At 57.2% G+C, this 19,600-nt stretch carries 24 protein-coding genes and 1 pseudogene; 11 read left to right on the top strand and 14 right to left on the bottom strand.

Going from position 1 to position 19,600, the window contains the following annotated elements; all coding sequences use genetic code 11:
- Window positions 1-275: pseudogene (locus FJT57_RS17075) on the top strand (site-specific integrase); the annotation flags it as partial.
- A gap of 33 nt (window positions 276-308) precedes the next feature.
- On the opposite strand, the gene FJT57_RS15415 reads toward FJT57_RS17075, so the two are convergent.
- Genes FJT57_RS15415 through FJT57_RS15405 form a run of 3 tightly spaced genes read right to left on the bottom strand, consistent with a single transcriptional unit; the run spans window position 309 to window position 3,130 of the window.
- Complete coding sequence (locus FJT57_RS15415; protein ID WP_004594625.1) at window positions 309-962, bottom strand: hypothetical protein; 654 nt, start codon at window positions 960-962, stop codon at window positions 309-311.
- Between the two features lie 28 nt (window positions 963-990).
- Window positions 991-2,910 (bottom strand): heavy metal translocating P-type ATPase, encoded by a 1,920-nt coding sequence (locus FJT57_RS15410; protein WP_004594624.1) that lies wholly within the window; start codon window positions 2,908-2,910, stop codon window positions 991-993.
- Window positions 2,911-2,914: 4 nt separating this feature from the next.
- Window positions 2,915-3,130 (bottom strand): heavy-metal-associated domain-containing protein, encoded by a 216-nt coding sequence (locus tag FJT57_RS15405; protein WP_004594622.1) that lies wholly within the window; start codon window positions 3,128-3,130, stop codon window positions 2,915-2,917.
- Between the two features lie 201 nt (window positions 3,131-3,331).
- Between FJT57_RS15405 and FJT57_RS15400 the strand changes: the two genes are divergently transcribed.
- Complete coding sequence (locus tag FJT57_RS15400; RefSeq protein ID WP_004048660.1) at window positions 3,332-3,856, top strand: ArsR/SmtB family transcription factor; 525 nt, start codon at window positions 3,332-3,334, stop codon at window positions 3,854-3,856.
- Window positions 3,857-3,885: 29 nt separating this feature from the next.
- Here FJT57_RS15400 and FJT57_RS15395 read toward each other — a convergent pair whose 3' ends face one another.
- Window positions 3,886-5,352 (bottom strand): amidohydrolase family protein, encoded by a 1,467-nt coding sequence (locus FJT57_RS15395; RefSeq protein ID WP_123538909.1) that lies wholly within the window; start codon window positions 5,350-5,352, stop codon window positions 3,886-3,888.
- A gap of 328 nt (window positions 5,353-5,680) precedes the next feature.
- On the opposite strand from FJT57_RS15395, the gene FJT57_RS15390 reads away from it, so the two are divergent.
- From FJT57_RS15390 to FJT57_RS15355, 8 genes are all read left to right on the top strand, one after another.
- Entirely contained in the window at window positions 5,681-7,069 is a 1,389-nt protein-coding gene (locus tag FJT57_RS15390; RefSeq protein WP_049986199.1) for a permease, read from the top strand.
- Window positions 7,070-7,194: 125 nt separating this feature from the next.
- The gene (locus FJT57_RS15385) at window positions 7,195-7,776 is read left to right on the top strand and encodes a helix-turn-helix transcriptional regulator (protein WP_004048657.1); all 582 of its coding nucleotides are present in this window, start codon (window positions 7,195-7,197) and stop codon (window positions 7,774-7,776) included.
- Between the two features lie 33 nt (window positions 7,777-7,809).
- On the top strand, window positions 7,810-8,514 hold the full coding sequence (locus FJT57_RS15380) for a DUF7546 family protein (protein WP_123624180.1): 705 nt from the start codon (window positions 7,810-7,812) through the stop codon (window positions 8,512-8,514).
- A 272-nt stretch (window positions 8,515-8,786) separates the two neighbouring features.
- Entirely contained in the window at window positions 8,787-9,104 is a 318-nt protein-coding gene (locus tag FJT57_RS15375; protein WP_004048656.1) for a hypothetical protein, read from the top strand.
- A 63-nt stretch (window positions 9,105-9,167) separates the two neighbouring features.
- Window positions 9,168-9,515 (top strand): SHOCT domain-containing protein, encoded by a 348-nt coding sequence (locus FJT57_RS15370; RefSeq protein WP_049986201.1) that lies wholly within the window; start codon window positions 9,168-9,170, stop codon window positions 9,513-9,515.
- A gap of 105 nt (window positions 9,516-9,620) precedes the next feature.
- Entirely contained in the window at window positions 9,621-10,037 is a 417-nt protein-coding gene (locus tag FJT57_RS15365) for a DUF302 domain-containing protein (protein WP_004048654.1), read from the top strand.
- Between the two features lie 6 nt (window positions 10,038-10,043).
- Window positions 10,044-10,397 carry an SHOCT domain-containing protein gene (locus FJT57_RS15360; protein WP_049983674.1) on the top strand — a complete coding sequence of 118 codons (354 nt, stop codon included), beginning with the start codon at window positions 10,044-10,046 and terminating at the stop codon, window positions 10,395-10,397.
- Window positions 10,398-10,732: 335 nt separating this feature from the next.
- The gene (locus FJT57_RS15355) at window positions 10,733-11,380 is read left to right on the top strand and encodes a plastocyanin/azurin family copper-binding protein (RefSeq protein ID WP_231554254.1); all 648 of its coding nucleotides are present in this window, start codon (window positions 10,733-10,735) and stop codon (window positions 11,378-11,380) included.
- Window positions 11,381-11,515: 135 nt separating this feature from the next.
- Here the strand turns inward: FJT57_RS15355 and FJT57_RS15350 are convergent, their stop codons facing one another.
- The 9 genes from FJT57_RS15350 to FJT57_RS15305 form a co-directional block, all read right to left on the bottom strand.
- A complete protein-coding gene (locus FJT57_RS15350; RefSeq protein WP_049909288.1) occupies window positions 11,516-12,268 on the bottom strand; it encodes an ABC transporter permease in 753 nt (250 codons plus the stop codon).
- Window positions 12,265-13,035, bottom strand: coding sequence for an ABC transporter permease (locus tag FJT57_RS15345; RefSeq protein ID WP_123538910.1), 771 nt, complete (start codon window positions 13,033-13,035; stop codon window positions 12,265-12,267). Before FJT57_RS15345 ends, FJT57_RS15350 begins: the two co-directional genes overlap by 4 nt.
- Window positions 12,995-13,618 (bottom strand): ABC transporter ATP-binding protein, encoded by a 624-nt coding sequence (locus FJT57_RS15340; protein ID WP_123538911.1) that lies wholly within the window; start codon window positions 13,616-13,618, stop codon window positions 12,995-12,997. Before FJT57_RS15340 ends, FJT57_RS15345 begins: the two co-directional genes overlap by 41 nt.
- Before the next feature lie 348 nt (window positions 13,619-13,966).
- Window positions 13,967-14,605 (bottom strand): MaoC/PaaZ C-terminal domain-containing protein, encoded by a 639-nt coding sequence (locus tag FJT57_RS15330; protein WP_123538913.1) that lies wholly within the window; start codon window positions 14,603-14,605, stop codon window positions 13,967-13,969.
- Window positions 14,606-14,617: 12 nt separating this feature from the next.
- Window positions 14,618-15,211 carry an AsnC family transcriptional regulator gene (locus FJT57_RS15325; protein ID WP_123538914.1) on the bottom strand — a complete coding sequence of 198 codons (594 nt, stop codon included), beginning with the start codon at window positions 15,209-15,211 and terminating at the stop codon, window positions 14,618-14,620.
- Between the two features lie 82 nt (window positions 15,212-15,293).
- Window positions 15,294-15,434, bottom strand: coding sequence for a YHS domain-containing protein (locus FJT57_RS15320; protein ID WP_123538915.1), 141 nt, complete (start codon window positions 15,432-15,434; stop codon window positions 15,294-15,296).
- Window positions 15,435-15,783: 349 nt separating this feature from the next.
- Window positions 15,784-16,665, bottom strand: coding sequence for a class I SAM-dependent methyltransferase (locus FJT57_RS15315; RefSeq protein WP_123538916.1), 882 nt, complete (start codon window positions 16,663-16,665; stop codon window positions 15,784-15,786).
- 7 nt (window positions 16,666-16,672) lie between these two features.
- Window positions 16,673-17,044, bottom strand: a complete 372-nt coding sequence (locus tag FJT57_RS15310; RefSeq protein ID WP_123538917.1) for a hypothetical protein — start codon at window positions 17,042-17,044, stop codon at window positions 16,673-16,675.
- A 52-nt stretch (window positions 17,045-17,096) separates the two neighbouring features.
- The gene (locus FJT57_RS15305) at window positions 17,097-17,591 is read right to left on the bottom strand and encodes a DUF411 domain-containing protein (protein WP_123538918.1); all 495 of its coding nucleotides are present in this window, start codon (window positions 17,589-17,591) and stop codon (window positions 17,097-17,099) included.
- 456 nt (window positions 17,592-18,047) lie between these two features.
- Between FJT57_RS15305 and FJT57_RS15300 the strand changes: the two genes are divergently transcribed.
- Window positions 18,048-19,046: a universal stress protein gene (locus FJT57_RS15300; protein WP_123538919.1), complete on the top strand. Its 999-nt coding sequence runs from the start codon at window positions 18,048-18,050 to the stop codon at window positions 19,044-19,046.
- Window positions 19,047-19,310: 264 nt separating this feature from the next.
- On the opposite strand, the gene FJT57_RS15295 is transcribed toward FJT57_RS15300, so the two are convergent.
- Window positions 19,311-19,598, bottom strand: coding sequence for a hypothetical protein (locus FJT57_RS15295; RefSeq protein WP_004594603.1), 288 nt, complete (start codon window positions 19,596-19,598; stop codon window positions 19,311-19,313).
- Window positions 19,599-19,600: the final 2 nt, after the last annotated feature.

Genomic DNA, 19,600 nt, shown 5'->3' with positions numbered 1-19,600 from the left:
CGATCACGACGGACGGCGCACGGTCGATTCTCCAACGACTCTCGGAGGCCGCGGAGATCGACATCGACCATCCGAAACACGATTATCTTGCTCCGCACGGTGGCCGTCGTGGCATGGGCGAGGTTCTGGTCCGGGCATTCGGATATACTGTGGCGGCCCGATATCTCGATAATTCTGAGGAGATGGTTCGTGAGCGGTACTCGCATATCGAGGCTGGTGAGTTAGGTGATGTCGCTACTGAGGCCCTTGAGGAGATCGATAGTGTACCGCAGTAACTTATTTCGAGTGAGAGGGGTAGACCGTCGCGTTCACACCGCGTCGACGGTGAACAGCGAGTCGTCGCTGAGGACGACCTGTACCCGGCGGTGCCAGGCGTCAGCGAAAGCCTCTCGTTGCTGGTCAGTTGCCGATTCGTCGAGAATCCCTTGGAGGTTCCCGATTGCGGGTCCACCGTCAGGAACGTCGCTGACGTGGTAGGTCACTTCGACGGTCTCGTCCGTGTCGGTTCGCCGGAACCGGAACGTCGGGTCCGCCGTGTCCGGGTCGAACGCGTCGAAGCGCAGGAGGTCGCGGCGGCCGCCATAGCCGCCGGCGAGCCCGCTGAATCCGTCATCGCCGGTCGCGCCAGTCACGTACGAGATGATGCGGCTCATCACGCCGTACGCGGCATCGTCCTGCGGGCCGGCCGTCTGGACCTCGATTTCGCTCCGGACTGGATAGTCGTCGGGATACAGGGCGTCGAGCCCGAGCTGGACGATCCGATAGGCACCCGAGGCTGTCGGACAGGAGTGTCCGGCTTCTTTCACCGCGTCCCGGTAGGTGACGACGAACGGCTCGCCCGGTTCGAGGACGCCGAGGGCCTCCGCGACGGGGTCGCGGATTTCGATCGGGTCGGCGTCGTAGTCGACCTGCCAATTGGTTCTCGTCTGGGTCGTGTCAGTCGCAGTCGAATTCGATGTCATGAGTTGTGGTTGTGATCGTGTCTCGTGGTCAGTAGCGGAGCAGTCGCATCCCGTTGAGGATGACGAGGAGGACGCTGGCCTCGTGGACCAGCATTCCCGACGCGAGGGTGACGTAGCTGGTGAGCACGCCCGCGAGGAGGACGGTCACGGTCAGCACCGCGAGCCCGACGTTCTCGAGGACGTTCCAGCGCGTCGCCTTGCTGAGTTTGACCGCGTACGGGATGCGTTCGAGGTCGTCGGCCATCAACGCCATGTCAGCCGTTTCGATAGCGGTGTCCGTTCCCGCAGCACCCATCGCGATGCCGACATCGGCAGTGGCCAGCGATGGCGCGTCGTTGATGCCGTCGCCGACCATCGCGACGACGTGGCCGTCGGCCTGGTAGCCCTCGATGACGGACTGCTTGTCCTCGGGGAGGAGTTCGGCACGGTACTCGTCGATACCGACCTCCTCGGCAACGGCAGCGGCCGTCCGCTCGTTGTCGCCGGTGAGCATCACCGTCTCGATGCCAGCGTCTTGGAGCGCCGCGACGACCCCAGGAGCGGCCTCCCGGAGCTCGTCCCGCATCGCAATCGCGCCGATGATGTCCCCGTCCCGAACGACGTGGACGACTGTCTCGCCGCGCCCCTCACGCTCGCGGACGTAGTCGGCGACCCGATCGGGGACATCGACGTCGCGGTCGTCCAGCAGCGCGCGGTTGCCGACGACGACTTCCTGGCCATCGGCATGGGCGATGACGCCCTTGCCGGCGACCACGTCGAAGTCGTCGGGATCGGGGACCGACCTGCGCCCCACGTCCGTATCGTCCGCTTGGGCGACCGTCGCTCCACCGTCCGTCGCAGCCGTCTGGCGTTCGCGGGCCATGTCGACGATGGCGTCCGCGAGGTGGTGTTCGCTCTTCTTCTCGGCGGTCGCTGCGAGCGAGAGGACGTCGGCGGCGGCGACGCCGAACCCCTCGATACCGGAGACGGTGGTCTCGCCCTTCGTGAGCGTCCCCGTCTTGTCGAAGGCGACGAGATCGATCTTGCCGGCGCGTTCGAGGTGTTCGCCGCCCTTCATCAGCACGCCCGACCGGGCGGCGTTACCGATGGCCGAGACGATGCTGACCGGTGGCCCGATGACCAGCGCGCCCGGACAGCCGATGACCAGCAGCGTCAGCGACAGGATCGCGTTCTGCGTGACCGCGTACGCGCCGATAGCCAGGGCAATGACGGCCGGCGTGTAGTACTTCGCGAACCGGTCGATGAGACTCTCCGTGGGCGACTGAGCCTCCTGGGCCTCCTCGACGCGACGGATGATCCGTTCGAGAGTCGTATCCGATCCCGCTCCCGTCGTCCGGATTTCTAGCGCGCCCTCCTGGTTGACCGTCCCGGCGTACACCTCGTCGCTGTCGGCCTTGTGGACGGGCGCGCTCTCGCCGGTGACCGGCGCCTGGTTGACTGCGCTCTCGCCGTCGACGACGGTTCCGTCGACCGGGATCTTCCCGCCCGGCTTTACGACGACGACTTCGCCCTCTTCGACATCGCGGGCGGAGACCTTTTGGAGTGTCCCGTCGCGACGGACGGTCGCCGTGTCGGGCGTCATCTCCAGCAGCTCCTGGAGGGCCGTCCGAGTCTTCCGCATGGTGCGGCCCTCGAGGTAGCTGCCGAGGCTGAACAGGAAGACGACGGCGGCGGCTTCCCAGTACTCGCCGATGACGATGGCGCCGATTGCAGCCAGCGTCACCAGCGTCTTGATGCCGAGCGTCCGGTTGGTGACCTCGTGGTAAGCGGTCTTGGCGATGTCGTAGCCACCCACGACCGTCGCGAGGACGAGGATGGCGGCGCTTGCCATCTCGAAACTCGTGAGGTAGCCGAGACTCCAGCCACCGCCGTACAGCAGGCCGCTTGTCGCCGTGACGATGGCCTTCCGGTGGTTCCGGTAGTACTGCGTGATCGATTGTTTGTTCATAGTGTTAGGCGGGCTGGGGAGTGTACCCCTGGTTTTCGATGGTCTCTGCGAAGGCGTCGGGGTCAGCGACGCTGTCGTCGTACTCGATCTCGACGCGGCCGGTCGCGTAGTGGACTTCGACGTGCTGGACGCCGTCGACGTTCGACAGGGCGCGTTCGACGGTACTCGCGCAGGTCGGGCAGTCGAAGTCGAGGACGCGGAATTGGGTTGTGTCGCTCATTACAGTTTGAGATAGTGCCCGTACCTCAATAAGTATTTTTTATATGATATGTTTGAATTCGGATACGAGTCGTTGGAACAGTCAAACGGGTCGTCTAGGGCTTTCGCTATCGCGGGTCCATCCTGTACTGGATACCTCGACAGACACCTACCCGACTCCTGCCCCGCTACCTTTTCCCGCGTGCTCGCGCTCAGTCCTCGTATGAGTGATTCCGATACCGACCACCGTCTCGACGACATCGCGGTGCGAGACACTCGGATTTCGGACGCCATCGACGAGCCGATGCGGGCGATGGTCCTCGACATTCTGTCCGAGGAAGCCCTAACTGCGACCGAGGTCCACGAACGCCTCGACGATCGCGGCATCGACCGGACGGAGAACACGGTCCGCCATCACATCAACGAGCTCCGGGATGCGGGCCTCGTCGACGTCGTTCGCTTCGAGGAGGGGCGTGGTGGGACGACGAAGTACTACCACGCGAACACGATCGTCCTCTCGTACTCACTACCAGATTCGGCCGACGCCGCCGTCGAGGAGATGATCGACGCTGCCCAGCCCCAGATCACGGACGCGCTCACTACGCTCACCGACGAGTACGACGACGCTATTGAGGAGATCGTCGAGGATATGCAGCCCTGCGAGCACTGCCAGACCCAGAAGTACGAGACGTACGTTCTTCTGACCGTCCTGCGACGTGCGTTCGTTCGCGCCCACAGAAATTCCTGAGGGGGAACCACCCCTACGCTGGCAGGGTCTTAGAAGGAGAACCGATCACGCGCGGATTGCATCGCGAGGCGAGTCAGGAGTCGCGCAGGGCCACGCTTTGGGAGGTCCCGTACAGTCTCGATGCTGGTCGGCGGTTCACTACCACCAATGTCTAACTCCCAGCCTGTCTCGTCCATGAAGCGTTCGACAGCCTGATTTACTCGCTGTCGCACGTCGTCCGAGTCCATTGTCTCGGGCACACCATTCCGGAGGACGACGTCGCCGTCAACGATCACTGTCTCGACGTCGGCCGGGACCGCGTTGTTCACGACGTGTGCGGGAACGTTGGTCAGTGGCGTGAACTTCGGTTTGTCGACGTCGAGGAGGATAATATCCGCGCGCTTTCCCGCTTCGATACTGCCGATCTCGTCGCCCATCCCCAGCGCGCGTGCGCCCTCGATAGTGAGAATTCGTATCAGTTCCATCGAGTCGAACTGCCCGGCTGAACGCTTGAGATTTGCCGCCAGCCGAGCTTGCCGCGCTTCACCGAACATGCTGTACGAGTCGTGCCAGTAGTGGTCGTCAATCCCTACTCCGACGTCGACGCCGGCGGCTCGAAGCTCGGGAACGGGCGTCCACTGCGTCTCCCCGTCCGGATTCCAGTAACAGAAGACGGACGGGCAGTGCGCAACAGCCGCGTCCGCCTCGGCGGTTCGCTGGATGTCCTCTTCGTCGCCGAGGCGGAAGTGAGCAGCGACCAGTCGGTCGTCCAGGAGTCCAACGTCGTCGAGCAATCCTACCGAGTCCTCGCCACCGTTCGCTCGTGCCATCGTGTTACTCTCCTCGAGTTCGAGCAAGTGCGTGTGGACGAGCAGGTCCGGATACTCTGCGGCGAGGGATGCGGTCCGTTCCCACAGCTGCCGGGTACACGACCAGTCGTCGTGCGGGCAGATCGTCGCCCTGATTCGGCCGTCGTACGTGTCGTGGTACGTTTCGACGAACTCGCGAGCACGGGAGAACTGCTGATCGACTGGTTGGTCCCAGAAGAGGTCCGAGATCGCCGGGCCGAAAAATCCGCGGAGCCCTGCTTCCCCGAACGCCTCTGCACCTGCGGCAGGCCGTGCGTCCATCGAGTTCACGGTCGTGACACCGCCCAAGAGGAAATTGAGCGCTGCGAGCTCGACGCCTGCCTCGACGAGGTACTCGAATTCGCCGTTCCCTAATCTGTTAAACAAGGCCGTCCCACTCCCAAGCATCTCCGTCAGCTCGAGTTCGCTAAACGCACCGATGAGCGGTGTCATCTCCAAGTGCGTGTGGGCGTTCACCAACCCCGGCATCACCAGTTTCCCGTTCCCGTCGATAACGGTGGACGCTTCTAATTCTCCGTCTCCTGCACGTGATGGTCGGACTTCTTCGATACAGCCATCGGTGATGCATACTGTGCCGCGCTCGTACAGGCGGTTCCGCTCGTCGGCTGTGAGAACGAGTGCATCATGGATTGCCAGATCGACAGCCATCGTAAATTAGGAAGTGGATGTGACAGTTACCGTACTGGACAACCGAGCAGGCCGGCGAAGGCTGTTCTTCCAGGTGGTGTTCCCCTCATTTGGGATATCATCGGTCTCTACTGGTCCCATTAGCCTCTAATACGTCGGCGTGATTTAATCAGATTCCCCTTTTGAATCTGAAGTCGGATTCCGTGGAGCTTGTGGAGGTTTGCAATGTTTTCCCCTCTTCACGATAGATCATCTATGGCCGACGGTTACGATGCCATAGTACTGATACCCTCATAGGCAGTATATTCTAATCAAAACCGCAATAGATGATCCCTACAATGATACACCTATGCAGGCGACGATAATCGACGGAGTTCTTGAATCCCTTCGTATCGGTGTCGGATTTCTCTGGACGGCGGCGTGGGCGATCATCATGGGCCTCACGATTACGAGTCTCGTCCAGGTCTACGTCTCGAAGGAGCGGATGGCACAGGTGCTGGGTGAGGGCGATCTAACTGGACTTACCAAGGCGACTGTGTTCGGAGCAGCAAGCAGTGGCTGTAGTTTCGGCGCCGTCGCCATCGGGAAGGGCCTGTTCAAGAAGGGGGCGCACGCGGTGAACTTCCTCGCGTTCATGTTCGCGTCGACGAACCTCATCGTCGAACTAGGGCTGATGATTCTCATCCTGCTTGGCTGGGAGTTCCTCGTCGCGGAACTGCTCGGCGGCCTGATTCTCATCGCCGTCATGGCCGCCATCGTCCACCTCACGCTTCCCGAAAACCTGTTTAACGAAGTCCGCGAGAAGCTCAACGAGCGCGACCGCCAGGCGGGCGTCACGGAAGATCCCACCTGCGGGATGGAGGGGAAAGACGAGTACACGCTCACGACCGACGGCGGTGAGACGCTCAAATTCTGCTCGGAGGGCTGTATGGAGACCTATCGCCAGGAGACGTCGAGTAGCGGCGGGTGGCGTGACGAGTTGCTGTCGTGGGGTGGCTGGTACAAGGTCGGGAATCAGTACCGCAAGGAGTGGTCGATGATCTGGAAAGACATCGTCGCCGGCTTCCTTATTTCTGGGTTCGTCATCGTCTTCGTCCCGCAGTGGGTGTGGAACACGCTGTTCATTCAGGGCGACGGCCTGCTCGTGACTGCCGAGAACGCCGTCATGGGCGTCATCATCGCCGTCCTCAGTTTCGTCGGCAGTATGGGCAACGTCCCGTTCGCCGTCGCGCTCTGGGGTGGTGGCGTCAGCTTCGCCGGGATCATCGCGTTCGTCTACGCCGACCTCATCACCGTGCCCGTGCTGAACGTCTACCGGAAGTACTACGGCTGGAAGATCATGCTGTACATCCTTGGCGTCTTCTTCGTGACGATGGCGTTCACTGGCTTCCTCATGGAGTTGCTGTTCGACGCCCTCGGCATCGTACCAGATCTGGCCGGTGGCGAGACGGCGACCGAACAGACGTACTTCGAGCTCAACTACACGTTCTACCTCAATATTATCGCCTTCGCGCTCTCCGGGTTCCTCCTGTATGTCTACCGACGTGGAATCGGCGCACCAGGTCAGTATCGTGATCCGGTGTGTGGCATGCGGACCGACGATGAGGGGCCGAGTGCGTCCAATGATGGGATGACGTACTATTTTTGCTCGAAGACCTGTAAGCGGGCATTCGAGGAAGAGCCCACGGAATTTGCTGATCAAAGCCCGCAGATAACAAACCACGATCACGATCACTGATAGATGTACTGTGGTTCATCCGCTGTGAAGCACTTCATCATCGCACCTTCAATCCGCAATTGTCACACCTGTCGCGCCAAAATTGATTGTATGAGCAGTCAGATATCGAAACAAGGGGATGTCATATGAACCAACGTCCAGCGGATACCGTCGTTGGTGTGCTCCTTGGGTTCGTCCTCTTGGCTGGCGGACTACTCAGTTGGCGGGCCTATCAACAGCGTCGCGCTATCGAGCAGTCGATGGGGCCGATGATGGACTCGTCTATGGGGGCGATTCACGGTCCAGATCCTCTCTGGTACGTGGTTGGAACCCTTCTGGTCGCAGGCAGTATCGGTGGCATCTATTACGTGGTTCGAGGGAATCTCATCGATTCGACAACCGACTCAGCGGATCACATCGACCCCGATCAGGTATCGGAGGCAACGCCTACATCGATAGACGATGACGCCTCGCCGGCGACGCCTATCAATCCTGAATCGGATCCGCAAGCGCGCGTTCTCGATCTCTTACCGGATGATGAACGACGCGTCCTTGAACCCGTCCTGAACTCGCCTGGAATCACGCAGATCGAACTTCGGGATCGATCTGAGTTCTCAAAGAGTAAAGTGAGCCAGACCGTGAGTTCACTCGAGGAGCGCGGGCTGCTGTATCGGGAACGACAGGGTCGAACCTACCGCGTGTATCCGAGTGATGACCTGCAGAACTAACAGACGTAGAAATTCATACTAACACTACCCATCATGTCACAAGCAACACTCGAAACTGATCGCATTAGCCGGGTTCTCAAGTCAAGCACGTGGCTCAATCTCCTCCTCGCCGCACAGTTGATCGCCGGGTTGGTGTACGCATATTTCACAGGAGATATGGGGAGCCGGTGGACCCATTTCGTCCTTCCATTTATTTGGTTCACCGCCTCAGTCTGGGTGATCTGGCACACTCGACCTGTAACGAAACGTCGAGTGTATCGTATTGGTGCCGCACTTGTCGTTGCTCTATATCTCATCGTGATGTTTTATTTTTCAGGATTACTTGGACCGAGCACCTCTCATTTCGGGCAGCTCACTGGACCAAGCGGCTTCGGAATAACGTGGGGTCGATCTTTGGGATGGAGTCCGGTCTTCGTCTATACAGGTGACCTGATCACGGTCTCGCTCATTCCTTACCAAGCGGTTGGCCTGTTCGCGCTGGCGTATCTCGTCTATGATGCATTGCTTGATTTCTCGCAGTCGGCAGTCGGAGGAATAGTCGGGATTGTGGCGTGCCCTGCCTGCGTTAGCCCGTTGTTTGCCGTACTACTTGCAGGCGGACTGAGTGGTTCTTCAACGATGTTATTGCTTGGTGCGTATGGCTACGAAATTGCGACCGTTCTGTTCCTCATGACAATTGGAATCCTCTACCATCGTCAGGCACTCACGAGGCAGTATCACCAGTTCCGAGGGAACTGATCCATCTCGTTCGTGGTCAGCAATACCCGAGCCTCCCTCGCCGCCTGAACCGTGGTTATTGTCTGGATCGCCGCAATGAGGTGAACAGTCTCGACGGATCCCCTTTGCTCTCACCATTCCTCTGATCCTTTCGAATTCGGCAGGTATGAACGATCCCGTCAGTAGAAAACGTTTAGATGGCGTTATAGACGTTCTTGAACGCTCTCCTGTTTGAGTTCACTCCCACGAAGATAACTCCGAACCCACCGTATGACTACTTGAGGCGAAAAACAATGACCAACCGAAACCTCGGACGATGGCTGCTCGTGGTGCTCGCGATTGTCGGACTCGCGTTTGCCGCCCCGGTAGTTAGCGCACACGGTGACGAACCGATCCAGGGGAACGAGACGGCAGCTGAAGGGACGCCAGCCGATGGTAGTGCAGCAGACTGGGCGGCCTGGATGGAAGGTCACATGACCGACTACATGGGCCCGAATGCCGTTGACGAGATGGAAGCGCACATGGGCGTGACCGTCGACGAGATGGCCCAAGATATGGCGGACGACAATCACACCGCGACGGGGATGAACGGACAGGGGTACGGCTGCTAACGATCCCTGTTCGGATCCTCGTCTGACACGATAGATATTCGACTTACTGACTCAACGATCACAATGACACACTACACCAACACTCTCGGGCGGACGACTCGTCGAATCGCAATACTAGCGGTTCCGCTGTTGATTGTAGCAACGGGCACCGCAGCGGCTCACGGTGGTGGAGGCTACGGCGGCGGTATGATGGGTAGCGGCGGTTGGGGGGTCTTCAGCGGTGGAATGGGCCTCTGGAGCTTCCTTTGGATGGGGCTCCTAATCGTCGTCCCGCTCTATCTCGTCTACTCACTCCTCAACAGAGATTCTGAGAGGAGTGATAGTCGGCCGCTTTCGGTTCTTCGTGAGCGTTACGCTCGCGGTGAACTCTCCGATGAAGAGTTCGAACGTCGACGAAAGCAACTCGAGTAGTGCCCATGACCGAAATAGAAGGAGCATCGTCGAGAAAAAATTCTCGTCTGCCAGTTGGGGCGACGGGACCGAACGCTTAAGTGCGTAAACAGGATACAGTATTACATGAGTTACACAATACAAACCAAGATTGATGGAGAGTTCGACGATGTCGTCGACGCAACGAATGCCGCGCTCAAAGACGAGGGATTCGGTGTTCTCTGTGACATCGACATTCAGGCGACGCTCAAGGAGAAACTCGGTGAGGAGTTCCGCCAGTATCGCATCCTCGGTGCGTGCAATCCTCCGCTGGCATACGAAGGGTTGAGTGTAGAAACTGAACTCGGTGCGCTCTTGCCCTGTAACGTCATCGTCTACGAGAACGATGACGGCGTCATCGTGGTGAGTGCGGTCGACCCGGAACAGTTAGTCGGGATCGCTGATAACGACGCGCTTGACTCCGTCGCGACCGAGGTCAGCGAACGATTCGACCGCGTACTGGCAGCCGTAACTGACGAGTTCGGATCCGCATCGGAGGCCTGATCTCTGATGGCATCATCGGATCAACTGGATACGACGACGATACTGCTCATCGTCCTCGGAGCGTTCATCCTCCTTCCCTTGCTCACAATGGGTATGGGGTTCGGTGGGATGATGGGATACGGAGGAATGATGGGCCAGTACGGTACCACAGGTGGTTGGTGGCCCCTCATCGGGATGCTCGTCCCGGTCATCTTCCTCCTTGCGCTTCTGGGCGGTGGATATCTCATCTTCCGGCGGATGAGCGAGACACAGACGTCTCATAATCCCGCGATGGAAGAGTTACGTCTGGCGTACGCTCGTGGCGATCTCACGGACGAAGAGTTCGAAGCCCGACGAGAAAAGCTCGAACAATCAGAGTGACCACTACCCAAACCGCGTTTCACCCGTTTGAACACCTGCGGATCGACTCGAGGGTATCGAAACCAACCGTTCGGCAGCATCGTTCCGTTACATCGAAATGGTGTGCTCGATTCAGCATATGGTTATGAGTAGTAATGGGAACAAACGACAAGTTCGGAGTGAGTCACGTCCGAAGTCTTCGCACCAGTATCGCGCGTAGCTACCCACCGAAGAATGATCCAGACAACATGACACATCACAGCCGACGTCAATTCTTAGGCATTGTCGGTGCCAGCGCAGTCGCCAGCACCGGCTTTGCTCAGTCAGCGAACGCACAGGAGACGCCCATCGTGGAGATGGGAAACAATTACTTCGACCCAATCGGCCTACGTGTTGATCCCGGGACAACCGTTCAATTTGAACTCGCAGCGGGGGCACATTCCGCTACGGCGTACGCAGATCGTATTCCGGAGGGCGCTTCCGCCTTCGATAGTGGGACGATCTCAGACGGGAGCTTCGAATATACGTTCGAAACGCCAGGGACGTATGATTACTACTGCATCCCGCACAAGTCGATTGGGATGGTCGGACGGATCGTAGTTGGCAGTCCTGGCGGACCGGCAGAGGAGGATTCAATCCCGGATGGAGAGGTCCCATCGAGTGAGGCGATTGTTGACCAGGGTACAGTCGCCTACGGCTCAAGCAGCGATGGAAGCGGGAATACTGGTGGTGGAATGATGGGACGAGGTGGTTCTGGAATGATGAGTGGCCGCAACGGAGGTGGAGTTGGAGGGCTACCAGCTGTTGGTGGCGTACTCGGAATGCTGGGCGTTCTCGGTGGCGGGCTCTACTGGCTTGGAAACCAAAAATCTCCTCAATCGACTACCGACGACTCAGCCAGAAAAACGCTCCAGAACCGCTATGCCAGGGGCGAAATTGACGAGGAGGAGTATAGACGTCGCCGTGAGCGATTAGATGCTACTGATGAGGACATCTCCAACTGATTGCCACCGTGAGAGGGTGAACTCACCGGGGTCAAGTGATTCGGGGATTAGAGAATACCGCCCTCACCGATACCTTTGATTTCAGAACGATCCCGTGACTTGTTTTGTTCCATTTATGACTGATTTCTCTTGTGATCAACTCGCCTGTGTGGCTCGGTAGTAAACACCAATTGCGAGCACGGCTACGAGGAGAAGATATCCAGTAGCCCACACCAACGAGAGAGCCGTATCTACGTCGGTTGTGAGTCCGGTATCGACCATTACACGGACTGGCCAATAGCCCGGAAAGAGTTTCATCCACCAATCAGGTTCAGATTGAATAAACAGCGGATCCTGAAACAGTCCGATATCGAGCATCGGGAGAATCAGCATCAGCCACATCCCGGCTAGGCGGTTGAAGACGGCCCCGACGAGCATCCCGATGAGACCATACGTGACCGAGACGACGAGCATCGCTGCGACGAACCACCAGAGATACTCGGGCTGGAAATCGACGAGCATCACACCAACTGAGACACCGGTGACGATGAGAGTAATTGCTGCGAGAACCCCAAACCGGGCAGCGATTACCTGCCATGCACGATAGCCAGCGACTGCCAGACGACCGTCCGTGTCTTTGGCTTCTCGCATCAGGAACAACCCGGCGAGTCCGGCGATGAGAGCACTCGTAATCGGCGTCATGATCACGCCGTGGACCTCAGGCATCCCCCGCATGACCGTCGCCGTCTCACCGTCGACGAGCGTCCGAACCGGCATCTCGACGTCCTGGGTGACTGCGAACGCCAACGTGATGAACGAGACCGGTAGGACGACCAGTAGAGCGACGAGGACGTAGTTACGCGCCTGTTCTTTGATGCCGATCGAGAACGCCGTTGTCGTACGGTTCATGCGGACCACCCACCACTGGTGCGCATCGTCACTCCGAACACTACGGTGACGAGCACGAGCAAGACGAGCAGGTATCCGGCAACGAAGCCGAGGTCGCCCGTCGTATATGTACCTTGGAACATCGCCTCCTGAAGGAGTTCCTTCGGATGATAGAGCGGGAAGTATTCCACGAACTCAGGAATGTCAGCAGCCAGCGGGCTGTCGCCACTGAGGAACGCGTCCATCATCGCGAGGAACACCACGACGAGCGAGCCTTCGAACAGTCGCGGAAGGAGCGCCCCGACGAGTGCGCCAAGAAACGCATAGACGAGGCCGGCGAGGACGAGGAATACGAACGTCAGGACAGGGGCTTCCGGTGAAATCGTCAGCCAGAGAACGCCGTAGTTCACGGCAGCCACGACAACGGTCACTCCTCCGAGCGCCGCTAATCGAGTCGCAAGCAGTGTTCGGGGTGGATAGCCTGTCTGAACGAGTCGCCGATCGGCTGCACGCGCACTAATCATCTGCGCGAGTCCCATCAGGCCGGCAATGATGGCGACCCCGAATATCGCTCCGAGAAGGCGACCTAGCTCGATCGGAATCGCCTCGACCGTCGGCATACTTGGTAACCCAGCCATTGCTTGTCCCCAGCCTTCGATAACGACAATCGGAAGGAGAAGTGCTAGGACAACATTCAGGGGGGTTCTGAGGAAGGTGGAGACGTTCGCCCGAATCCCCGTCCAAACCCTATTCATCGGTCTCTTCCCCCCGTTCACTGGCCGTTGCATCAGTCTCGCCTTCCTGGTCAGTCACGTCGTAGACCTGTCCGTCACGAACCTCATAGATGCGGTCGAGACGACTTTGCTCTTCGATCAGGTGTGAAATCATCGTGACAGCTGTTCCGTCGGCAGCGAGTTCCTCAGCGAGATCCCAGAACGTGAGATACGTTTCCCAGTCGAATCCAGTGTAGGGCTCGTCCAGCATGAGGACGTCCGGATCGTGCATCAGGGCGATACTGAGATTGATTTTCTGCCGGTTTCCACCACTGAGTTGGTCGATTCGGTAGTCAAGGTACTGCTCGAAATCGAGTTTCGACGCCAAGCGGTGTTTGGCCTCGTCGATTTCTTCGGCGGTCATTCCGTATCCGGAACCGAACAGTCGGAACGTCTCTCCGACCGTCAAGCGGTCGTAAAGCAGTGGTTCCTGTGGACACCAGCCAACGGTTCCCGTCCGTTCGACTGTTCCGGAATCCTGTTCGAGGACACCGACGAGGATGTTCATGAGCGTGGATTTGCCCGACCCGTTCGCGCCGACGATCCCGACGATTTCCCCCGTCCGAATTTCGAGATCGGCACCGGTCAAGACGGTCACAGATCGTGTGAATGGGAGTCTTGACCCGTACGTTTTTTCGACTCCCTCAGCACGAACGAGTACCTCACTACTGTTCCCTTCTGGCGTAGTAGTTGTGGATGATCCCATTGTCAGCTACATGTACACGCTCCTAATTCACTCCGATTACTCTTTCAAATCCAAAACGACACTGTCAACGCGACCCTGAATAGTAGTATTTCCTCCGCACTATTCTGTGATGGCCGAGTTTTCGGACTTATCGAATCGAATACCCCTTCTGATTAGATGGGCCTCCGAGTTGGTCTACAACAGATGTCATACGACGGTCTCGGGAATCTCGTCGTGGTCAACACGACAGCCCTGCCGGATTCAGTCCGGTAGGGGATCGATCAGAACGGTGGCTGCCCCATCGAGAACGAGGCTTCCACTATCATCTTCGATCTGTGTTGTGAGTTCGTATCGGTCGTTATCGAGAACGTCGGTGATCTCACATCGGGCCGTCAGGGTGTCATCAATGCTGACTGGTCGGCGGAATTCCAAATTCTGGGAAATATAGATCGTGACTCCGGGAAAGCACGCGAGTGCAGCACTTATCATTCCCGAGACGAGCGTTCCATGAGCGATGCGGTGGCCAAACCGGGTCTTTTCAGCGAATGCCTCGTTGAGATGGACCGCGTTTGTATCTCCGGTCGCCTCTGCAAATTTCCTAACATCCTCGTCTGTGATCGTCTTCGAGAAGCGAACACTATCTCCCGTGCTAAGTGAAGATGGGTCGGTTATCGAGAGATCGAACTCTCCAGTGGCTCGACCGTATGGCACTCGGGGGAGCGTCATTCCTCCCGATTCAACGAGATGCGGATGTGGCGTTTCGGTATACTTCTCAGGTACTTCCTCGAACACTGCTCGACAGTCTTCCGAGCAGAAGTGATACACTTTGTCGTCGTGTTCGATAGTCGGGTCGGCAGTTTCTTGTGAGACTTCCATCCCACAGACGGGGTCAACAGGCATTGATCTGTAGTTCTACTTTTCTTGAGGATTCTCGTGCTCTCCTTTGAACGCGGTCTCGCAGTCTTTGCAACAGAACTGCTGGAGTGATCCACCAACGCGGGTAGCTATTCCGTCTTCGCTGATAGTGGTTCCACAGTGTGCGCACGTAAGTACGGATTCAGTACCGTTGGCATAGGCTGAACGGGTGGCGCTTGACAGCAGTTGCACGTCGTATCGTCGCACGTCACTCAGTGGTAGACTGTGCTGCACCCAGTTTCCGACCGTAGTCCGCGGCGGTGTCGCAACAACCACGATCTCGCCCTCAGCAGTTGTGAATACGTGTTCTACGTATGGGGCCTTGAGGATCGATTCTCGAAGTGAATCTGTCTTTCCGAGCTCAGGCTGGAGGCGTACCATGACGTGTATCCGGTTTTCGTACTGTGTGAGGTCGAGATCAACGGTGAATCGACGAATGACATCATCTTGCTCCAACTGACGGACGCGTGCTGAAACGGACGGGGGTGAAAGATTTACAGCCTCAGCAATAGTGCTGTAGGGTCGTCTCGCGTTCTCCGCTAAAAGACGGAGGATTTCGCGATCCGTGTCGTCAAGTTCTGGTTGGGTCATCGAAAGGCGGAATGGGGGTGAGGGGATCGGGTGAATGGGGGTGGGTGTGGGGGAGCTACGACGCAGGTGTGGGGTGTGACGGTTAGACGTAATCCTCCGGTGTCGAGGTGAACGTCTCCTTGCAGCCCTCGGCACAGAAGTAGTACGTCTGACCGTCGTACTCAGTTGTGGCCGCCGGATCACTTTCATCGACGTCCATTCCACAGACTGGATCAGTTGCCATTCGGTTTCACCCCACATCAATGGTACGAGGGCCTGAACCAAGCAATTTGTTCTTAGCAATCCAAAGTCGGGATACATAGCGATTTGAGCCGTGCTGCACGGTTTGGCTTTTCTGACTCCACAATCAACGGTTAGTACCTCACAATCCCGAACTATCGTTCGAGTATACCAACGGATTCCTATCTGTGTCCTATATAAATACTGGAGTCTGAACCAATTCTAAACCTATGGGTCACGATCCACCACACGACAATCACGAGGAGTGAAGACCCCACAGGTCCATCCAAATTCGTGGATGCTCAAGCGTCGACGTGACGATCCGATTCTTTCTTGCGCCGTGCAAGTAGCAGTCAAGTAGTCTCTAGTTCCGCAACGAAGATAACGTGTCGCAGGAACGGCAGCGCGTGGTGAGCCTTCCGTACCTGCTCAGTAATCGCTAGGGGATCGAGATCATACGCTCCTAACAGTCGTTCAATGAGAGCCCGGAGCGGGCTCGTGAGTAGCTGGAGGTACAGCGTCGTCCACTTTCGGAAGCGTCCGACGCTGTGTTTCGTGATATCTTCGACCGCTTTGAGCTCAAAGCTTGTCTCGTCGAGAGCAGCTTTGTATCCTTCAACAGTACCCAAGGACGGCATATCCCACGCATCCGCAAATGAATCGACCAATCTCCGTTCCGTTTCAGTCACGTCTGACTGCATCACGAGATCGGAGACTACGAGAACCGCCTCGGGTTCGAGGGTATCTGCGACTGTAGCGAAAACGCGATTCCGCTCGGGGAGGTATACGAGCGCGTCGATGGCTGTACACGCGGTAAACGAGTCCCTGGTAAACGGGAGTTGTGTCGCGTCACCGATGATGAACTCGGAATCGAGGTGCTTACCCCGTGCGTTCTCGGTTGCCATCTGGATGTTGTACGGAACGAGGTCGACACCAGTGACGTTGAAGCCGAACTGATAGGCGAGGTGGAGGGCTGGACCCCCCCGACCGCAGCCGACATCGAGGAGGCGCACTCCGTCGGTTGTGGGTAGATGCGACGCGACCCTCGAGCCGACTTCCGTGACGAGGCGACGTTGACTCGAACCGGCTATATGTGGCTGGTACCACTCCGAGTAGCCGAGATTGAGGAACTCGTCAGTATCGAAATGGAGGTCGAACGCCCGCCAGATATCGGCTCGCTCGCCGCGGTAGGAGAACTGGTCGGTGATCCGGTTGCGTAGAGTACTTTGATCCATCGGTCACCTACTCGAGTTCGGAAACCTCCGAATAGCAGTACTCGGATTCGTCGCAGTACGCGAGGTCGGCACACCCGCGAGGACGCTGGTAGTCGATTCCCTTGTGCCGCCGGAGATACGTCACGTAGCCGTCGTCCACGCGGTCTAGGATGTCGTGACAGATCCACTTCTCCCCGAACCAAGTGGCGCCCAGATTTCGGTACGGACACAGGAAGATCGTCCGTTCGACCGAATCGATCTGTGGCGTCTCGACGATCCGGACACCGACAAGACGATACGCGATGCGAAGACGGGTGACGACCGAGTCCGGCGTATTCGCGCCAAGGAAAAGTACGTACGCGAGCACATACCCGAGGCCATGGAGGAGTCGTCGAATCATCGTTCAGGCTGTCGACTGCCGTCCCAAAGTATCTTGACCAGGTGTTCTCTGTTCAGATCTCGGTGTACACGTTACCTGTCTTTCCGCCGCCGAGTTTGTAGACGGTGAATGTGTCGGACTTCGTCCCGCCCATCCCCGGTGAACCGGCCGGCATCCCGGGCAACGCGATGCCGTCGATTGCCGGCTCTTCATCGAGCATCGTCGCGATAATCTCGACAGGGACGTGTCCTTCGACGACGTACTCGTCGAGGACGAGTGTGTGACAGCTCTGTAAATCCGATGGGATACCGTGTTGGCGCTTGAGATCCGCCACGTCCTCGGTTTCGGTTTCCCCGAGCGTCGTGTCGAGATGGTCCCGAAGATACGACGCATATCGTCCACAACAGCTACAGCCAGGTGAACTGTATTGCTGAGCGTTCGTCACTGCCAGCGTCCCCTCGATGTCCCACTCGTCCTCACTCGATGATCCTAAACAGCCGGCAATTCCGAGTGTGACTGTCGTCGCACCGACCCGTAGTAGTCCGCGACGAGTTACGGTCCGTTCCATATGTTCGTCACTTGGTTCGGGGGTATTCAATTGTACGTCGACCTTTCCTGTGTATTGAGAACGGATTCAAGCACGACGGGGAAGGCGACTTTCAGTTCTGAGTAGGAAACCCCAAAGGTCAGAGTCCCGTATTCGTCTCCATGTGGCGACCCTCATCGGTCGAGGGTGCTGCCGTGACGGTTTTCCGTCAACGAGCATATCGGCCTTAAATTGCGCCCAACATGACCCAGAGCATGACTCGTCGCACCGACTTCGACACTTCACTCCTCGAAACTGTGGGAAATACGCTCTCGTCGAACTGATGCGACTCCAAACGACGTCTCCACTCTTTTCGAAATAGGCGTGCTATAGCGAGTTACTTGCGATAAAAGCCTCAAGTCACCACCCCAGAGACTGTTCTCCCGGTTTCGATTCTTAACAGAAAGCACGGTAAATCGTCGTTACGTATAGATATGTATGAACTCCCCCAGCCATCTAGAAGTTCGAGAAGGTGCGGACATCAACCTGTACAACCAGATCCTCATTCCACTCTACGGAGCTGATATAAGGGACTCAGTGGTCCAATATGGTCTATCACTTGCAGAAACGTATGATGCGGCTCTCCACGTATTATCTATTCAAGATGAGGAACGCACGGAGGTGGAATCCGACCAAGTCACTAAACAAGAGGAATGGGACGCAGCAGCGGTAATTGAACCCGTGGTGGATCAGGCCCACTCGCTCGGACTCAATGTGATACCAGCAGTGGATAGTGGGCACTCTTCAGGTGTTATTCGGGAATACGCTGAGGAGAATGATATCGATTTGCTTGTCCACCAGAAACCTACACAGACTAGATTAGCACGAATTCTCCGGAGAGACGTCTCCAGCCACATCATTCAAAATATCTCTCTTCCTGTCTTGACGATACCTGATATGGATCCCTCTGATCCGGTAGGAGAGTTATCTACTAGTCAGTTCACAGATATTCTCGTGCCTACGGATGGATACGACGAGGCATCTGTGGCCTTCAAACATGGGCTACAAATTGCTAAACGGTATGATGCAACCCTACATGGACTTTTTGTCATTTCCGAACAGTCCTATTCGAGTCGGCCTGGATTCACGTGGGAAGAGGTCACTGACTCTTGGGAACAGCGGGGAACTCGGCTCTTGGAGGACATTACGGAGAAGGCAGCGACCTTGGACGTTCCTGTCCGAACTACGTTGAGCTTTGGTCAACCTCAGCAGGAGATTCTCAAATACACTGAGGTGACTGACATCGACCTTGTTACAATGGGGACACGAGGATTGACTGGCATTCGTCGGCTATTACAGGGAAGCGTCGCAGCTCAAGTGATCGAGGAAGCAGATTACCCCGTTCTAACGGTTAACCGAAGGACAGCTGAATTGAAAAAACACCCGTACACCTTTCTTCGAAAGACAAACCAGAATCGGAAGTCAGGGCTATATTGAAATATTATTTTCAATATACTAATTTCAGTCTTAAATCCAGAAATTTCTATTGCGTATTGATTTCAGTTTCTTCTACCAAACCAAAGAGTGTTAAGTTCGTTCTGCTGAATAAAGCGCGCGTACTGACCAGAAGGAAAACCAAGAAACGATAAGGCTACTCCTGAAAATCGTGTTTGTCTTCACGTTTAGGTGCATCAGATGGACGTTAGTGCGAGCAACGCGAAAAGTTAACTGGCAAATGGCTCCACGGACTGAGTTGTTGAACTAGTCGTCCATGCCGGATGGGGTTTGGCCCGTAGTCGATCCCGACGGTGCCGACCCTGCGGCAAACTTGTAAACGGCGACGAGTCCCCAAATCACCAAGCCGAGCAGGATGATGCCCGCCCTAATGTCGATGGGGACCACTGCAGCGTGTTCGATTGCTCCCTCGCTATCGACTGGGTGCCCGGCTCCCAGTAGCATGTCGAGCAGGCCGATCACGACGACGCCCAAGACAACCAAGCCACCGCCGACGTACATGGCGATTTGGTCTGCCGTTGATAAGTCACTCATTG

It is taken from the genome of Halobellus captivus (genome assembly GCF_007655485.1).
Classification (GTDB): Archaea; Halobacteriota; Halobacteria; order Halobacteriales; family Haloferacaceae; genus Haloquadratum; species Haloquadratum captivum.
The sequence above is the reverse complement of the archived record's forward strand: the minus strand, read 5'-3'. Positions and strand labels throughout refer to the sequence as shown.

Bases quoted from the DNA above. Each gene is read 5' to 3' on its own strand.
- FJT57_RS15295 (WP_004594603.1), bottom strand. From the start codon at position 19,598: ATGAGTGACTTATCAACGGCAGACCAAATCGCCATGTACGTCGGCGGT.
- FJT57_RS15305 (WP_123538918.1), bottom strand. From the start codon at position 17,591: ATGGAACGGACCGTAACTCGTCGCGGACTACTACGGGTCGGTGCGACG.
- FJT57_RS15395 (WP_123538909.1), bottom strand. From the start codon at position 5,352: ATGGCTGTCGATCTGGCAATCCATGATGCACTCGTTCTCACAGCCGAC.
- FJT57_RS15410 (WP_004594624.1), bottom strand. From the start codon at position 2,910: ATGAACAAACAATCGATCACGCAGTACTACCGGAACCACCGGAAGGCC.
- FJT57_RS15360 (WP_049983674.1), top strand. From the start codon at position 10,044: ATGGCATCATCGGATCAACTGGATACGACGACGATACTGCTCATCGTC.
- FJT57_RS15385 (WP_004048657.1), top strand. From the start codon at position 7,195: ATGAACCAACGTCCAGCGGATACCGTCGTTGGTGTGCTCCTTGGGTTC.
- FJT57_RS15320 (WP_123538915.1), bottom strand. From the start codon at position 15,434: ATGGCAACTGATCCAGTCTGTGGAATGGACGTCGATGAAAGTGATCCG.
- FJT57_RS15415 (WP_004594625.1), bottom strand. From the start codon at position 962: ATGACATCGAATTCGACTGCGACTGACACGACCCAGACGAGAACCAAT.
- FJT57_RS15365 (WP_004048654.1), top strand. From the start codon at position 9,621: ATGAGTTACACAATACAAACCAAGATTGATGGAGAGTTCGACGATGTC.
- FJT57_RS15330 (WP_123538913.1), bottom strand. From the start codon at position 14,605: ATGCCTGTTGACCCCGTCTGTGGGATGGAAGTCTCACAAGAAACTGCC.
- FJT57_RS15315 (WP_123538916.1), bottom strand. From the start codon at position 16,665: ATGGATCAAAGTACTCTACGCAACCGGATCACCGACCAGTTCTCCTAC.
- FJT57_RS15310 (WP_123538917.1), bottom strand. From the start codon at position 17,044: ATGATTCGACGACTCCTCCATGGCCTCGGGTATGTGCTCGCGTACGTA.
- FJT57_RS15390 (WP_049986199.1), top strand. From the start codon at position 5,681: ATGCAGGCGACGATAATCGACGGAGTTCTTGAATCCCTTCGTATCGGT.
- FJT57_RS15405 (WP_004594622.1), bottom strand. From the start codon at position 3,130: ATGAGCGACACAACCCAATTCCGCGTCCTCGACTTCGACTGCCCGACC.
- FJT57_RS15345 (WP_123538910.1), bottom strand. From the start codon at position 13,035: ATGCAACGGCCAGTGAACGGGGGGAAGAGACCGATGAATAGGGTTTGG.
- FJT57_RS15400 (WP_004048660.1), top strand. From the start codon at position 3,332: ATGAGTGATTCCGATACCGACCACCGTCTCGACGACATCGCGGTGCGA.
- FJT57_RS15355 (WP_231554254.1), top strand. From the start codon at position 10,733: ATGGGAAACAATTACTTCGACCCAATCGGCCTACGTGTTGATCCCGGG.
- FJT57_RS15325 (WP_123538914.1), bottom strand. From the start codon at position 15,211: ATGACCCAACCAGAACTTGACGACACGGATCGCGAAATCCTCCGTCTT.
- FJT57_RS15380 (WP_123624180.1), top strand. From the start codon at position 7,810: ATGTCACAAGCAACACTCGAAACTGATCGCATTAGCCGGGTTCTCAAG.
- FJT57_RS15375 (WP_004048656.1), top strand. From the start codon at position 8,787: ATGACCAACCGAAACCTCGGACGATGGCTGCTCGTGGTGCTCGCGATT.
- FJT57_RS15300 (WP_123538919.1), top strand. From the start codon at position 18,048: ATGAACTCCCCCAGCCATCTAGAAGTTCGAGAAGGTGCGGACATCAAC.
- FJT57_RS15370 (WP_049986201.1), top strand. From the start codon at position 9,168: ATGACACACTACACCAACACTCTCGGGCGGACGACTCGTCGAATCGCA.
- FJT57_RS15350 (WP_049909288.1), bottom strand. From the start codon at position 12,268: ATGAACCGTACGACAACGGCGTTCTCGATCGGCATCAAAGAACAGGCG.